The sequence below is a fragment of the Paracoccus salipaludis genome (genome assembly GCF_002287065.1).
Classification (GTDB): Bacteria; Pseudomonadota; Alphaproteobacteria; order Rhodobacterales; family Rhodobacteraceae; genus Paracoccus; species Paracoccus salipaludis.
On sequence record NZ_NSJZ01000003.1, the window covers coordinates 37,130 to 52,321 of the forward strand.

The 15,192-nt window shown below is 70.0% G+C and carries 14 protein-coding genes; 5 read left to right on the forward strand and 9 right to left on the reverse strand.

Going from position 1 to position 15,192, the window contains the following annotated elements; translation table 11 throughout:
• Positions 1–785: 785 nt before the first annotated feature.
• From CK240_RS05200 to CK240_RS05210, 3 genes are all read right to left on the reverse strand, one after another.
• The gene (locus CK240_RS05200; protein ID WP_095639286.1) at positions 786–1,721 is read right to left on the reverse strand and encodes a nucleoside hydrolase; all 936 of its coding nucleotides are present in this window, start codon (positions 1,719–1,721) and stop codon (positions 786–788) included.
• A gap of 193 nt (positions 1,722–1,914) precedes the next feature.
• The gene (gene ctrA / locus CK240_RS05205) at positions 1,915–2,628 is read right to left on the reverse strand and encodes a response regulator transcription factor CtrA (RefSeq protein ID WP_095639287.1); all 714 of its coding nucleotides are present in this window, start codon (positions 2,626–2,628) and stop codon (positions 1,915–1,917) included.
• Positions 2,629–2,687: 59 nt separating this feature from the next.
• On the reverse strand, positions 2,688–2,999 hold the full coding sequence (locus CK240_RS05210) for a DUF1153 domain-containing protein (protein ID WP_095639288.1): 312 nt from the start codon (positions 2,997–2,999) through the stop codon (positions 2,688–2,690).
• Between the two features lie 151 nt (positions 3,000–3,150).
• Here CK240_RS05210 and mnmA point away from each other — a divergent pair, with 151 nt between their 5' ends.
• The gene (gene mnmA, locus CK240_RS05215) at positions 3,151–4,311 is read left to right on the forward strand and encodes a tRNA 2-thiouridine(34) synthase MnmA (protein WP_095639289.1); all 1,161 of its coding nucleotides are present in this window, start codon (positions 3,151–3,153) and stop codon (positions 4,309–4,311) included.
• Complete coding sequence (locus CK240_RS05220; RefSeq protein WP_095639290.1) at positions 4,308–4,856, forward strand: glutathione peroxidase; 549 nt, start codon at positions 4,308–4,310, stop codon at positions 4,854–4,856. Before mnmA ends, CK240_RS05220 begins: the two co-directional genes overlap by 4 nt.
• 4 nt (positions 4,857–4,860) lie before the next feature.
• Here CK240_RS05220 and CK240_RS05225 read toward each other — a convergent pair whose 3' ends face one another.
• On the reverse strand, positions 4,861–5,271 hold the full coding sequence (locus tag CK240_RS05225) for a SufE family protein (protein ID WP_095639291.1): 411 nt from the start codon (positions 5,269–5,271) through the stop codon (positions 4,861–4,863).
• A 132-nt stretch (positions 5,272–5,403) separates the two neighbouring features.
• On the opposite strand from CK240_RS05225, the gene CK240_RS05230 reads away from it, so the two are divergent.
• Positions 5,404–5,901 carry a hypothetical protein gene (locus CK240_RS05230; protein WP_095639292.1) on the forward strand — a complete coding sequence of 166 codons (498 nt, stop codon included), beginning with the start codon at positions 5,404–5,406 and terminating at the stop codon, positions 5,899–5,901.
• A gap of 3 nt (positions 5,902–5,904) precedes the next feature.
• Here the strand turns inward: CK240_RS05230 and CK240_RS05235 are convergent, their stop codons facing one another.
• From CK240_RS05235 to CK240_RS05255, 5 genes are all read right to left on the reverse strand, one after another.
• Complete coding sequence (locus CK240_RS05235; protein WP_095639293.1) at positions 5,905–6,495, reverse strand: GNAT family N-acetyltransferase; 591 nt, start codon at positions 6,493–6,495, stop codon at positions 5,905–5,907.
• Between the two features lie 104 nt (positions 6,496–6,599).
• Complete coding sequence (gene rpmA / locus CK240_RS05240; RefSeq protein ID WP_095639294.1) at positions 6,600–6,869, reverse strand: 50S ribosomal protein L27; 270 nt, start codon at positions 6,867–6,869, stop codon at positions 6,600–6,602.
• 3 nt (positions 6,870–6,872) lie between these two features.
• The gene (gene rplU, locus CK240_RS05245; protein ID WP_095639295.1) at positions 6,873–7,259 is read right to left on the reverse strand and encodes a 50S ribosomal protein L21; all 387 of its coding nucleotides are present in this window, start codon (positions 7,257–7,259) and stop codon (positions 6,873–6,875) included.
• 260 nt (positions 7,260–7,519) lie between these two features.
• Positions 7,520–9,337, reverse strand: coding sequence for an ABC-F family ATP-binding cassette domain-containing protein (locus CK240_RS05250; RefSeq protein ID WP_095639296.1), 1,818 nt, complete (start codon positions 9,335–9,337; stop codon positions 7,520–7,522).
• A gap of 32 nt (positions 9,338–9,369) precedes the next feature.
• The gene (locus CK240_RS05255) at positions 9,370–10,368 is read right to left on the reverse strand and encodes a serine hydrolase domain-containing protein (protein WP_167649970.1); all 999 of its coding nucleotides are present in this window, start codon (positions 10,366–10,368) and stop codon (positions 9,370–9,372) included.
• Positions 10,369–10,528: 160 nt separating this feature from the next.
• Here CK240_RS05255 and ligA point away from each other — a divergent pair, with 160 nt between their 5' ends.
• Both ligA and recG read left to right on the forward strand, forming a co-directional pair.
• Positions 10,529–12,766 (forward strand): NAD-dependent DNA ligase LigA, encoded by a 2,238-nt coding sequence (gene ligA, locus CK240_RS05260; protein WP_095639298.1) that lies wholly within the window; start codon positions 10,529–10,531, stop codon positions 12,764–12,766.
• Complete coding sequence (gene recG, locus CK240_RS05265; RefSeq protein WP_095639299.1) at positions 12,742–15,048, forward strand: ATP-dependent DNA helicase RecG; 2,307 nt, start codon at positions 12,742–12,744, stop codon at positions 15,046–15,048. The genes ligA and recG overlap by 25 nt, the downstream gene beginning before the upstream one ends.
• The last annotated feature ends 144 nt before the right edge of the window (positions 15,049–15,192 follow it).

Sequence of the window (15,192 nt, forward strand, 5' to 3'; positions counted from 1 at the left end):
CGCTTGTTTCCATTCTGATCCTCGCGCGTAACCCGCCGGGTCAGGTCAGGCTGGCCATCAGGGCGATGCGCCGTCTCGCCCGGGACGTCGCTTATGAGATCGTCGTGGTTGATAATGTCCCTGAACCCGCCCACCCGCGACGTTGTGACGAACTTCGCTGCGGACGGCACACTCGACCGCTCGTTCCTGAGCCCCGAGAACATCCTGTGTGCGAAGGGCAGCACCATCGCGGCAAGGCCTGCCTCGCTTTTCAGCTACCCATCTGCTTCTGCTGACCAGCGAAATGGGGGCTCTCCGTGGGGGGCCAGGGACAAGCTTGCCGTTTACAGGCCCGGTGCCAATGCCTGCGAGATCCATGAAAGGTCAAGGCGCGGGGATGGGTGGTACCTCCTGATCGACGCCGGACTGTACCATGCTCCTCAACTCGACGATCGCCATGAATGGGGCGCTTGTAACCAAGCTTCAGGCAAAGGTTCCTGGCGAAGGGTTTGCCGTCCAAAGCATCCGCGACTGCGGCCGGTTCGTCACTCATTTCGCTAGCAGATCAGGCGACTTCCTTAAGGGTGCGCAGGGCATGTTCATGCAGCTTGGCAGCATGGTTCGATGGACACAGCAGCCCAGAGGTGAGACCCGCCGGACGGGGCCGTTGGCGGTCCTGACAAGCCCGAGAAAACAGCGGGCTGGCCAAGTCATGCAAACGGGAAAGCCGCAAGGGAACCTGGCCACGTCCTCAGGACCGGCCATGAAGGCCTTCCCGGGGCGGCCCCCCGGACCCGCTCGGTGGCTTACCGCTTGTCCAGCCTCCCGATCCGGTCGGTCATCAGCCGGAACAGCGCGTCCCGGTCCAGGTCGCGGATGAACAACGCATTGGGCTTGCGCTCCAGGGCGCCCCACCAGTCCGCCACGGTCATGCCGCGGGTCCAGCGCCCTTCGGTCTCGATCTCGACATTGATGCGGCGGCCCGAGAAGATCCCCGGCTCGATCACCCAGGCCACGGCGCAGGGGTCGTGCAGCGGAGCGCCCTGTGCGCCGTATTTCTCGCGGTCGAAACGCTCGTAGGAGGAGGTCCAGCCTGCGACGGCCCGGCCGACGGGGCCGCATGCGCGCATCGCCTCGATCCAGTCGGGGCTGGTCAGCGCCTTGTGCGTCGCGTCAAGCGGCAGGACGACGAGTTCCGTGCCCGAGGCGAACACCTCGCCTGCGGCGACCGGGTCGACGTGGATGTTGAACTCGGCCGCCGGCGTGACGTTGCCGAAGGTGCCACCCCCCATCAGCACGATCCGCTGGACGCGCTGCACGACATCGGGGGCGCGGCGGAACGCCTCGGCGATGTTCGTCAGCGGCCCGATGGGCACAAGCGTCACGCTGCCCGCAGGTTCGCGCCGCAACGTCTCGATGAGGAAATCGGCGGCATGGCCCGGGGCGGCGCACATTGTCGGCTCGGGCAGGTCCACGCCGTCGAGGCCGGAGGCGCCATGGACGTGCTCGGCCGTGACCAGCTGCCCTTCCAGCGGTCCCCCGCAACCGGCATGGACGGGAAGGTCGGTCCGACCTGCCAGTTCGCAGATGCGCAGGGCGTTGCCCAGGGTGAGGTCCAGCGGCACGTTCCCGGCCACGACGGTAAGGCCCAGCACCTCCAGCTCGGGCGCGCCCAGGGCCAGCAGGATCGCCACGGCATCGTCCTGCCCCGGGTCCGTGTCGATGATGATCTTCTGCGGCATCGCGCGGCCTTTCCCCTGGTCCTGCCCGTGGGCCCTGGCCAATCGCATGGCCGAGGGGCCCATCCTGTGCAAGCCCCCCTTTCCCTGTGGTGGCAGGAAAGGGGCAGGAGACCTGCCCGGATCAGCCCGGCTTCCTCAAGGCCCGTTGCTCCGGACGAGGACCGCCGCTCAGGACCCCCGTGAGAGAACGGACCTACATCCCCACCGCGATGCGCTCGGCATTGGTCGATTCCTGCGGATCGCGCAGGACATAGCCGCGGCCCCAGACCGTCTCGATGTGATTCTCGCCCCCGAGAGCCTCGGACAGCTTCTTGCGCAGCTTGCAGATGAAGACGTCGATGATCTTCAGTTCCGGCTCGTCCAGTCCGCCATAAAGATGGTTCAGGAACATCTCCTTGGTCAGGGTCGTCCCCTTGCGCAGGCTGAGCAGCTCCAGGATCTGGTATTCCTTGCCCGTCAGGTTCACCGCGCGGCCATCGACCTCGACCGAGCGGGCGTCGATGTTGACCACCATGCGGCCGGTGCGGATCACCGCCTGGCTGTGGCCCTTGGACCGTCGAATGATCGCCTGAATGCGGGCGACCAGTTCCTCGCGGTGGAAGGGCTTGGTCATGTAGTCGTCGGCCCCGAAGCCGAAGCCGCGCAGCTTGACCTCGGTATCGTCCGAGCCGGTCAGGATCAGGATCGGGGTATCGACGCGCGACAGCCGGATCTGGCGCAGAACCTCCATCCCGTTCATGTCGGGCAGGTCCAGATCCAGCAGGATCAGGTCATAGTCATACAGCTTCGCCAGATCCACGCCTTCCTCGCCCATGTCGGTCAGATAGACGTTGAAGTTCGCGTGGCTGAGCATGAGCTCGATGCTGCGTGCCGTGGTCGGATCGTCCTCGATCAGCAGGATCCGCATGGCTTGATCTCCCTATTCGCCGCCCGTGATGACCTACGAATGAGACCTATAGGTTAATATCAGGTTAGCGAGTCACGAATTGATCCACTTGCGGTTGCCGCCAGGCGATTTTTTTTGATCGCCTTGATCTTCAGGCCAGCGGAGCCCAGGCGCGATGCAGTCGAGATCCAGCCTTCCAGTTCCTCCTCGGTCAGGCCGTAGCGGTCCACCGCCTCGTCACGGCTGAGAAGTCCGTGGCCGATCGCGTCCACCACGATGGCCTTGCGGCGCGCGACCCAGCGTTCCGTCCCCGAGGGCAGGTCGGCCAGCGTCAGGACCGAGCCGTCCCCCAGCGTTGCGGTGCGCGGCCGCGCGGATTTTCGAACGAACATGTCGGATCCCCCAGGACGTTCATGACCTGCGTTGCTTGCCATGGCCGGGCTTAAGGCGCGGTGAACGGCCGGGTTGAAACATTTCGGATTTTCACTATGTTCCCGCCATCTTTCCCGAATGTTCCGCCCTGGACGGATACCCTCCGTGACAATGCACGATCCGCGCGGCGCCACGCGCGTCCTCAACAGCCTTGGTTTCGCCCGTCCTCCCGCCGAGACGCGGGTGGTGGTCGCCATGTCGGGCGGCGTGGACAGTTCCGCGGTGGCCGCCCTGCTGAAGTCCGAAGGGTATGACGTGATCGGCGTCACCCTGCAGCTTTACGACCATGGCGCGGCGCTGAAGAAGAAGGGCGCCTGCTGCGCGGGCCAGGACATCCACGACGCCCGCCGCGTGGCCGAACGCATCGGCATTCCCCATTACGTGCTGGACTACGAGAACCGCTTCCGCGAGTCGGTGATCGAGGAGTTCGCGGACGCCTATCTTGCCGGCGCGACACCCGTTCCCTGCATCCGCTGCAACGAGCGGGTGAAGTTCCGCGACCTGCTGGAAACCGCGCGGGAACTTGACGCGGACTGCATGGCCACGGGGCACTACATCCGGCGGATGGAAGGGCCGGACGGGGCCGAGCTGCACATGGCCGCCGACCCGAACCGCGACCAGAGCTATTTCCTGTTCTCGACCACCCGCGAGCAGCTTGAGTTCCTGCGGTTTCCGCTGGGCGGGCTGGCCAGCAAGGCGGAAACGCGGGCGCTGGCCGCGCAGCACGGGCTGACCGTGGCCGACAAGCCCGACAGCCAGGACATCTGCTTCGTTCCCGAGGGCAACTATGCCGCGGTGATCGAGAAGCTGCGCCCCGGCGCCGCCGATCCGGGCGACATCGTGGACCTGCAGGGCAACGTCTTGGGCCGCCACCGCGGCGTGATCCACTACACCATCGGCCAGCGCCGCGGTCTCGGCATCGGCGGTCTGGGCGATCCGCTTTATGTCGTGCGCCTGGACCCCGAGGCGCGCCATGTCGTCGTGGGCCCGCGCGAGGCGCTGGCGACGCAGGTCGTGCCCGTGGCCGAGGTCAACTGGCTGGGCGACGGCGGCTTGACCGACATGGCCGAGCGCGAGATCGCGGTCCGCATCCGCTCGACCCGGCCGCCCGCGCCCGCCATCCTGCGCCCCACCGGGCGCACCACCGCCGAGGTGGTCCTGGCCCAGGCCGAGGAGGGCGTCAGCCCCGGCCAGGCCTGCGTCTTCTACGAAGCCGGCTCGACCCGCGTTCTGGGCGGCGGCTGGATCACCAAAAGGGAAACCCGCCGATGACCGAGCTTGCAGACATCGAGATCAGGATGAACGACGGCGACGAGGCTCGCCTTGCCGACTGGCGCGGCAAGGTCGTGCTGGTCGTGAACGTGGCCTCGAAATGCGGGCTGACCGGGCAGTACGAGGGGCTCGAGGCGCTGTACCGCGCGAAGAAGGACAAGGGGCTGGTGGTCCTGGGCGTCCCCGCCAACGACTTCAAGCAGCAGGAGCCGGGCAGCGACGCCGAGATCCTGGACTTCTGCCAGACCCGCTATGACGTGAGCTTCCCGCTGGCGTCCAAGACGACGGTGGCCGGGGCCGAGAAGCATGCGCTTTATGCACGGCTGATCGCCGATGCGCCCCAAGCGGAAGGGGATGGTCCCTGGCGGACCCGGCTGGAAGGCTTCGGGATCGCGCTGAACCCGGCGCCCGAGGTGCAGTGGAACTTCGAGAAGTTCCTGATCGGCCGCGACGGGACCGTGGTGGGCCGCTTCGCGCCCGATGTGGCGGCGGACGATCCCCGGCTGGTTGCCGCCATCGACCGCGCGCTGGCGCAGCCGGCCTGAGATCTCAGGTCGCGGCGCCCGCCGTGTCGCGGATGCGCTTGATCATCGCGCGCAGACCGTTCGAGCGCTGCGCCGAAAGATGCGCGTCCAGCCCCAGCCGGCCCAGTTCGGCCGGGGCGTCGACCTTCGGCACTTCCTCGACCGGCAGCCCGGAATAAAGCGCGTGCAGCACGGCGATCAGCCCGCGCACGATCAGCGCGTCGCTGTCGCCCTGGAAGTCGAAACGCCCTTGCTCGATCTGCGGCATGATCCAGACCTGGCTTGCGCATCCCTCGACCTTGGTCGCGGGCACCTGCAGCGCCGCGTCCATGGGCGGCATGGCGCGGCCCAGCTCGATCACGTGGCGGTAGCGGTCCTCCCAGTTGTCGAGGAACTCGAAGGTCTCGGCGATGTCTTCGAAGGCGGGCGTGGCCATGGCGAGAAGTCCTGCAGGGCTGGTGCGGCGGATCTGGATAGCGCCTTGGCGCGCGCAGGTCAAAGCGCCCCCTTCCGGGACCGGAGGCGATGGCCTATCAAGTGCCCGACGCAAGCTTGGGAAGGGCGATCAATGAACCGTGCACTCTGGCCGATCGCCGCCTGTCTGATCCTGACGGCTTGCGGCAACAGCAGCCTCAACCCCCTGCGCTGGTTCGGAGGAGAGCCGGCGCCCCGTGCCCCTGAAACCCTCGCCCCGCCGAAGGGCTACCAGGAAAAGGCCGACACCCGCCTGCCCATCGCACGGGTGCTTTCGGCGCAGTGGGAGCAGACGGCGGAAGGGCGGCTTCTGGTCGTGACGGCCGTCGCCCCGACCAAGGGGTGGTGGGATGTCGCGCTGGTGGCCGAGACGCCGCAGCCCGCGGGCCGGGTGCGCCCGGATGCCGACGGGGTGCTGCGGCTGCGGCTGGTGGGCTCGCCGCCCCCGGCCGACAGCGCGGCCGCGCGGATGCCCGCGCAGCCTGCCGTCGATACGTTGACCGTGGCCTTCCCCCTCAGTTCGACCGCGCTGCGCGACATTGGTTCGGTCACCGTCACCGGCGGCACGAACGCGATCTCGCTCGGGGTCTGACCCTCAGGTCATCTTGCGCAGGTAGGTCCAGGTCGGCACCCGCGCGTCGCGGGCGACCGACCAGCTTTCCGCGTCGCCCAGATAGGCGAAGCCCGCGTTCGTCAGCACCTTGGCCGAGCCGGGATTGTCCTGGAAGGCTTCGGCAAACAGGGTGCGCGAGTTGTGCGGGTTGGCCTTGACCAACGCCTGCACGGCTTCGGTCGCAAAACCCGTGTTCCAGAAGCCCGAGCCGATCCAGAAGCCAAGCTCGGACTGCTCGGGCTCGATCCGGGTCAGCGAAACCACGCCCAGCAGTTCACCAAGGCCCGAGGCGCTGGTGTCGATTGCCCAGACATCCTCGGTCCGGTTCGGCGCCATGGCGCGCGCCACGTACTGCTCGGCCGCGCCCGGGGGCAGGGGATGGGGGATGGCCCGGGTTCCCTCGGCCACGCGGCGATCCGCGGTATAGTGCCGGATCAGCCCCGCATCCGACGCGCGCAGCGGTCGCAGCACGAATCGCCCGGCAGGGATCGGGGCGTATGGATCGGACTGGGTGGCGCCCGCCGTCCGGAGCGCCTCGGTCTTGTCGTCAGCCAGAAGATTGGACTGGTCCATCAGTGCTTCCCTGTGGCCGCCGCGTTCCCGGGCGGCGGCATTCCGAAACGACAACGGGGACCGGCTGCGCCGATCCCCGTTGCGATGCTTGTGCGCCGGTCGGCTTACTCGGCCGCGGTGGCCGCGGGCTGGATCGAGATATAGGTTCGGCCCTTCAGGCCCTTGCGGAAGGACACGGTGCCTTCGGTCAGGGCGAACAGGGTGTGGTCGCGGCCCATGCCGACGTTCTGGCCCGGCCACCACTGGGTGCCGCGCTGACGCACGATGATGTTGCCGGCCAGCGCCGACTGGCCACCGAACAGCTTGACGCCAAGACGGCGACCGGCGGAGTCGCGGCCGTTCCGGGACGAGCCGCCTGCTTTCTTGTGTGCCATGGATCAGATCTCCTGAGCGGTGGTGGCAGCCGCACGGCCGGCGGCACGCGCGCCGATGGCGGCCTTGACGTCCGACGTGTCGGCGCCGGTTTCCAGCAGCTCGGTCACGCGCAGCAGGGTCAGCTGCTGGCGATGGCCACGGGTGCGCTGCGACGAGTGCTTGCGGCGGCGCTTGTGGAAGGTGATGACCTTGTCGGCCTTGATGGTGTCGATGACCTCGGCCACCACGCCCGCGCCGCTGACCAGGGGCGCGCCGATGGTCGAGCCGATCATCAGGATCTCGTCGAACCGGACCTTGTCGCCGGCTTCGGCGGCCAGTTTCTCGACGCGCAGCACGTCACCGGGCTGGACCCGGTACTGCTTGCCGCCCGTCTTCAGGACTGCGAACATCGTTTCGTCTCTTTCCCTTGCCGCGCCCTGTGGCCCCGGTTTCCCGGCGTTCGTCGGGCCTTGCGGCCCCAGCCTCGGACAGCGCACCCTTGCGGGGTGGTGTTAAAATGAACAGCCGGCCAAGGGCGCAAGCCCGGCCGGTCGCAGGTATATGGCGGGTCGGGGCGCCAGAGTCAACGATTTCCGACTTCTGCCCCCCCTTGTTCTTCTTCCTGACCGAAATACCCCGGGGTCCGGGGCAGAGCCCCGGTTGCCGCGCGTCAGGCCTCGGCGCGCTCGGCCAGTTCCAGCCACTCCTCCTCGGCCGCCGCCAGCGCCGCCTGCCGCTCGGCCAGCCCTTCGGACGCCTTGGCGAACTTGGCGGGGGCAGTCTGGAACAGGTCCGGCTGGGCCAGGAATTCGTTCAGCTTCGCGATCTCGGCTTCCAGCCGCTCGATGATCGCGGGCAGCGATTCCAGCCGGTGCTTCTCGGTGAAGCTGAGGCCGTTCCGGCGCGGCGCTTCGGACTTCCGGGCCTCGGGGGCGGAAGCCGGGCGGGCAGGGGCGGCCGCCGCAGGCTCGGGCGCATCCTCGCCGCGCTGGGCGCGATAGTCGCTCCAGCCTCCCGCATAGATCACGGCGCGTCCATCGCCCTCCATCGCCACGGTCGTGTCCGCCACGCGGTCGATGAAGTCGCGGTCGTGGCTGACCAGCAGCACCGTGCCGTCATATTCGCCAAGGATGTCCTGCAGCAGGTCCAGCGTCTCGATGTCCAGGTCGTTGGTCGGCTCGTCCAGCACCAGCAGGTTCGAGGGCCGCGCCATGATCCGGGCCAGCAGCAGCCGCGCCTTCTCGCCGCCCGACAGGCTGCCGACCGGCGCCCGCGCCTGCGCGTCGTCGAACAGGAAGTCCTTCAGGTAGGCCACGACATGCTTCGGCTGCCCGCGCACCATCACCTGGTCGGACCGCCCCGAGACCCGCATGGACGGATCGTTCGTCAGCGCCTCCCACAGGGTCGCGCTGTCGTCGATCGAGGCGCGCGCCTGATCGAAGACGGCGATCTCCAGATTGGTGCCGTGGGCGACGGTGCCGGTATCGGGCGGGATCTCGCCCGTCAGCATCTTGATCAGCGTGGTCTTGCCCGCGCCGTTCGGGCCGACAAAGGCCACGCGGTCGCCCCGCAGCACGCGCAGGTCGAAGGGCCGCAGGATCACCCGCTCGCCGAAGGCCTTGGAGATCCCCTTCGCCTCGATCACCCGCTTGCCCGACTGCGTCCCCGAGTCGAGCGCCATCGCCGCGGTGCCCTGCCGCCGGATCTGGGCCGCGCGTTCCGCCCGCATCGCCTGCAGCGCGCGGACCCGGCCCATGTTGCGCTTGCGCCGGGCGCTGATGCCTTCCACGGCCCAGCGTGCCTCGGCCTTGATCTTGCGGTCGAGCTTGTGGCGCGCCTCGTCCTCGGCGGCCCAGGTTTCCTCGCGCCATTCCTCGAAGGCGTCGAAGCCGCGTTCCTGACGGCGCACCTCGCCCCGGTCGATCCACAGGGTCGCCCGCGTCAGCCGCCGCAAGAACGCGCGGTCGTGAGAGATCAGCACGAAAGCCGCCCGCGTCTCGGACAATTGCTGTTCCAGCCAGCCGATCGCCTCGATGTCCAAGTGGTTGGTGGGCTCGTCCAGCAGCATGAGTTCCGGCGCCTCGGCCAGCAGCCGCGCCAGCGCCGCCCGCCTCCGCTCGCCGCCCGACGCGGTGGCCACGGGGCGATGGGGGTCGAACTTCAGCCCCTCGGCGGCCATCTCGACGCGATAGCCCTCGCCCGGCGGCAGGCCCGCGGCGGCAAAATCGCCCAGCGTGGCGAAGCCGGACAGGTCCGGGTCCTGTTCCATGTAGCCGACGGTGGTGCCGGTGGGGACGATGACCTCGCCCCGGTCGGGCTCGATCAGCCCGGCCATGACCTTCATCAGCGTGGATTTGCCCGAGCCGTTCCGCCCGACCAGCGCCACCCGGTCGCCGGGCTGGACGGTGAGGGACAGCCCCTCGAAGACGGGATTGCCGCCGAAGGTCAGAGAAATGTCGGTGAGTTGCAGAAGGGGTGCGCGCGCCATGTCCGGGCGACTATCCGTGTGCCGCCAGCCCGTCAACCAAGCGCCGTCAGCAGCCGCGCGGCCAGCCCGTGCAGCTCGTCGCGGTAGCCCGTGCGCCCCGAGGGCTGGTCGGGGTCCGAGGTCATCGCGATCGCCACCGCGGGACGGCCCCTCAGGGTGGGGGCGACATAGATCATCTGCCCGCCATAGCCCCAGCCATAGTTGACCGGCCGCCCGGCCATCCGCGCCAGGAACCAGCCGTAGCCATAGCCCGAACCGGTGAACATCGACTGCGTCCTCGGCCGCCAGCTTTCCGCGATCCAGCCCGGCGGGATCACGCCCGCGCCGCCTTCCGCGTAAGCCGCGCCGAAGGCCAGCAGCGAACGCGTGCTCATCGCCATCTCGTTGCCGCCCAGATAGACGCCCTGCGGGTCCCGTTCCCACCCGCCGATCTCGAAGCCGGGGATGTCCAGCCACTCGCGCGCCAGCGCCAGCGTGGAGCGGCCCGCCGCCCGCGTCAGCATGGCCGAGACGAGATGGCTCGACGCCGTGGAATACAGCATCCGCCCGCCCGGCTCTGCCACGAAGGGCGCCGCCAGCGCCGCGCGCACCCAGTTCCGGCTGCTGACCCATGCGCCGTAGTTCCGGCCCGACTGGCGCTCCAGCCCCGCCTGCATCGACAGGAGGTTGCCAAGCGTCACGCGGAACAGCCTCGGGTCGGGGCTGGCGGGAAAGTCGTCGCGCAGCACCTCGGCCACGGGCTGGTCTGCGCCCTTCAGCACGCCGCGCTCGATGGCGATGCCGGCCAGCGCCGAAACGATCGACTTCGAGGCCGACTTGATGTTGGTCGGACGGTCGGGCGTGAAGCCGCCATAGCCCCGCGCTGCCACTTCGCCACCCCGCCAGATGGCAATGGCGCGCAACTGGTCATGTTCGCCGGCTGTGTCGAGGATCGCATCCAGCGTCTCCTGCGCCCCGCCGCGAACGGGCAGGGCAAGGGCGGGGGCGGCGGCAAGGCCAAGGGCGAGCAGGCTGCGGCGGGTCAATGTCATGCAAGGCCATGTCGGGTGCGCCCGGGCCTCGTGCAAGTTTCGCTCGCGTCACGGTGAAGGCATCGCCCCCCGGGGGCCTCCGGCTGGACAAGCGCGCCCGCGCCTCGGTAAACCCGGCAGGCGTCCCCGCGCGTGGGGACCCCATCGCAGGCGGGACGACATGGCAGGGCTGGACAGCACGGCGGATCACTTGCAGGACCCCGCCGCCGAGATCGGGGCGCTGCGCGCGCGCGTGGCCGAGGCCGACCTCGCCTATCACCGCGACGACGCGCCGATCATCTCGGACGCCGAATACGACGCGCTGAAACGTCGCCTTGCCGCGCTGGAAGCCGCGCATCCCGAGCTTGCCGCGCCCGACAGTCCCACGCAGAGCGTGGGCGCGGCCCCGTCGGAGCGTTTCGCCAAGGTCCGCCACGCCCAGCGCATGATGTCGCTGGGGAACGCCTTCTCGCGCGAGGAGGTGGCCGAGTTCGTCGCCCGCGTCCGCAGCTTCCTGAACCTGCCCGCCGACGCGCCCGTCCCCATGACCGCCGAGCCCAAGATCGACGGCCTCTCGCTGTCCCTGCGCTATGAGGGCGGGCAACTGGTGCAGGCCGCCACGCGCGGCGACGGCACGGTGGGCGAGAACGTCACCGCCAACGCCCGCACCATCGCCGACATCCCGCACAGCCTGACCGGCGCCCCCGAGGTGCTGGAGGTGCGGGGCGAGGTCTACATGGGCCACGAGGACTTCGCGCGCCTGAACGAAAGCGGCGCCGACCGCACCTTCGCCAACCCCCGGAACGCGGCGGCGGGATCGCTGCGCCAGCTTGACCCGGCGGTCACCGCCCGCCGCCCCTTGCGCTTCTTCGCCTATGGCTGGGGCGAGGTCAGCGCGCCGCTGGCCCCCACCCAGTCCGGGGCCGTCGCGCGGCTGGCCGGGCTCGGCTTTCCGACCACGAACCCGCGCCTCTGCCACAGCGTCGATGAGCTGATGGCGGTCTGGTCCGACCTGGAACAGCGCCGCGCCACGCTGGGCTTCGACATCGACGGTGTCGTCTACAAGGTGGACGACATCGCCCTGCAAGAACGGCTCGGCTTCCGCGCCACCACCCCGCGCTGGGCGCTGGCGCACAAGTTCCCGGCCGAGATTGCCTGGACCCGCCTTGACCGCATCGAGATCCAGGTCGGACGGACCGGCGCGCTGTCCCCCGTCGCGCGCCTGACGCCGGTCACGGTCGGCGGCGTCGTCGTCTCGAACGCCACGCTGCACAACGAGGACTATGTCGCCGGCCACGACTCGCGCGGGCAGCCCATCCGCGAGGGCCGCGACATCCGCGAGGGCGACTGGGTGCAGGTCTATCGCGCGGGCGACGTGATCCCCAAGATCGCGGACGTGGACCTGTCCCGTCGCACCAACCCGGAACCCTACGCCTTCCCCACGACCTGCCCCGAATGCGGCAGCGAGGCGATCCGCGAGCCGGGCGACTCGGTCCGCCGCTGCTCGGGGGGGCTCGGCTGCCCCGCGCAGGCCATCGAGCGCCTGCGCCATTTCGTGTCCCGCGCCGCCTTCGACATCGAGGGGCTGGGCGTCAAGCAGGTCGAGGCCTTCTTCGCCGACCCGACCCTGCCCATCCGCGAGCCCGCCGATATCTTCACCCTCGCCGCCCGCGACGCGAAGGGGCTGGCGCGGCTGAAGAACCGGGAGGGCTGGGGCGAACGCTCGGCGGAAAACCTGTTCCGCGCCATCGAGGAGCGCCGGACGATTCCGCTGGCCCGCCTGATCTATGCGCTCGGCATCCGCCACGTGGGTGAGGTCGCCGCCGCCACGCTCGCCCGCCACTATGGCACATGGGAGGCGCTGGTCGCGGCCTTGGATGCTGCCGCCCCCGCCGCTTCGCGCCACCGCGCCGCCGACGAGGCGGTCGCCACCGAACGCGCTGCCGCTGCCACGCAGGGCCGCCGCGCCTCGGTGTCGGCCGTGCGTGCCGCCGTCTGGGCCGCCAACCCACCCGTGCCGTCAGAATCCCGCGCCGCTTGGAACGACCTGACCGGCATCGAAGGGATCGGCGCCGTCCTGGCCGAGTCGCTGACCGCCAGCTTCGCCCAGCCCGCCGAGCGCGCCGTGATCGACCGGCTGGCGGCCCACCTGACCATCGAGCCCGCGGCCCCCGTGGCCAAGGCCGACAGCGCCATCGCGGGCCTGACGGTCGTCTTCACCGGCTCGCTGGAAAAGATGACCCGCGCCGAAGCCAAGGCGCGGGCCGAGGCGCTGGGCGCCAAGGTTGCGGGCTCGGTTTCCTCGCGCACCGACCTGCTGGTGGCCGGGCCGGGCGCGGGATCGAAGGCGGCGAAGGCGGCCGAACTCGGCATCCGCGTGATCGACGAGGACCAATGGCTGGCAATCGCCCGGGGCTGAGCGGGACCGGTCCGCCGGGCGACACCGACCGGCGGACGGTGGAACCTTCGCAGTTGGACAGGGCGCAGGGCGGCGGGGCGGGGCAGGACGACCTGTTCGCCCAGCCCGCCCCGGCGGCCTCGCCCGCCGACCCGAACAAGGGACCTTCCGCGTCCCGTAATCCGGCCTCCGCCGCTTCCTCCGGCCGCCCGGCCGCGCCGAAGGGCCGCCCGCCAATCCTGTTTCCCCTGTTCGCGGGCGTCGAGACCCTGCCCGGCGTCGGCCCCAAGGCCGCCGAGGCCTTTGCCGCGCTGAACGTCACCCGTCCACGCGACCTGCTGTTCCATCTACCCACGGCCGGGATCGCCCGCCGCACGGTCGCGCGCCTGGCCGACCTGCGCCCGTCCGAGATCGCCACCGTCACGGTCCGTGTGCTGCGCCACCACCAGCCCGCAAGCAAGGGCCGCCCTTGGCGTGTGATCTGCGCAGACGATTCGGGCGACCTCGCGCTGGTCTTCTTCCACGCCCGCGCACCATGGATAGAATCCCAGCTTCCCATCGGCGCCACGCGCGTGATTTCCGGCAAGGTCGAGCTGTTCGACGGCCTCGCCCAGATGGTCCACCCCGACCACATCCTGTCGCCCTCGGACCCTCCGCCCTCGGGCTTCGAGCCGGTCTATCCGCTGGCGGGCGCCCTGACGCAGCGCGTCGTCGCACGCGCCGCCGCCGCCGCGATCGACCGCGCCCCGTCCCTGCCGGAATGGGTCGAGCCGACGCTGATTCTGCAGCGCGGCTGGCCCGACTGGTCGGCGGCGATCCGTGCCGCGCATGATCCCAGGGGCATGGACGACCTGTCGCTGCTGTCGCCTGCGCGCGAACGGCTGGCCTATGACGAACTGCTCGCCCACCAGATGACGCTGGCGCTGGTGCGCCGCGACCGCCGCCGCACGGCTGGCCGCGTGACGCAGGCCGAGGGACGCCTGCAGGCGCGTGTCCTGAAGGCGCTGCCTTGGCCGCCGACCGGCGCGCAGGCACGTGCCGTGGCCGAGATCACCGCCGACATGGCAAGTCCCCAGCGCATGAACCGCCTGCTTCAGGGCGACGTGGGCTCGGGCAAGACGCTGGTCGCGGCACTCGCGCTGTTCGCCGCCGTCGAGGCGGGCGGGCAGGGCGTGCTGATGGCGCCGACCGAGATCCTCGCCCGCCAGCATCTGGCCGCGCTGACGCCTCTGGCCGAGGCGGCCGGCATCCGCATCGCGCTGCTCACGGGCCGCGACAAGGGCGAGGCGCGGGAAACCGTGCTGGCCGATCTTGCGGCAGGCCGCATCGGCGTGCTGGTCGGGACGCATGCCGTGTTCCAGCCGGGCGTGACCTTCCACGACCTGCGGCTGGCCGTGATCGACGAACAGCACCGCTTCGGCGTGGCCCAGCGTCTGGAACTGGCCGCCAAGGGCCTGCGCCCCGACATGCTGGTGATGACGGCGACCCCGATCCCGCGCAGCCTCGCGCTTGCGCAATACGGCGACATGGACCTGTCGGTGCTGGACGAAAAGCCGCCGGGCCGCAAGCCGGTGGTCACGACCGTCCTGCCGGACTCGCGCATCGAGGACGTGGCGGCCCGTCTTCAGACCGCCATGGACCGGGGCGCGCGGGCCTATTGGGTCTGCCCGCTGGTCGAGGAAAGCGAGGTGGTGGACCTGACCGCCGCCGAGGACCGCTTCCAGATGCTGCGGGCGCGCTTCGGCGACCGCGTCCGGCTGGTCCACGGCCAGATGCCGCCCGAGGCGCGCGATGCGGCCATGGCCGATTTCGCTTCCGGGCGCGCGCAACTGCTGGTCGCCACGACCGTGATCGAGGTCGGGGTGAACGTTCCCGAAGCGACAATCATGGTGATCGAGCGCGCCGAAAGCTTCGGCCTCGCGCAGCTTCACCAGTTGCGTGGGCGGGTGGGCCGGGGCGAGGGCGCCTCGAGCTGCCTGCTGCTTTACCACGAGCCGCTGTCCGAATCCGCCCGCCGCCGGTTGCAGATCCTGCGCGAAACCGAGGACGGCTTCCGCATCGCCGAAGAGGACCTGGCGATGCGCGGCGCGGGCGACGTGATCGGCACGGCGCAATCCGGCCTGCCGCGCTTCCGGGTCGCGGACCTCGAACGGCAAGCCGATCTGCTGGCCACCGCCCGCCAGGACGCGCGATTGCTGCTGGACCAGGACCCCGAGCTTTCGGGCGAGCGCGGCCAGGCGATCCGTCTGCTGCTGTGGCTGATGGAACAGGACCGCGCCATCGGGCTCATGGCGGCCGGATAGTGTCATCAGCCCGGGGGCCGCGGCGGGAACGCTGCCTAGGCCGAGGCCTTCCTTGTGGCAAGACGGCCCGGCGGTCCAGGGGGCGGGACCGAGTCAGGCAGGGCGATGCTTCTGCACCAAGCTGTCCCGGCTCGGCCGATCTGG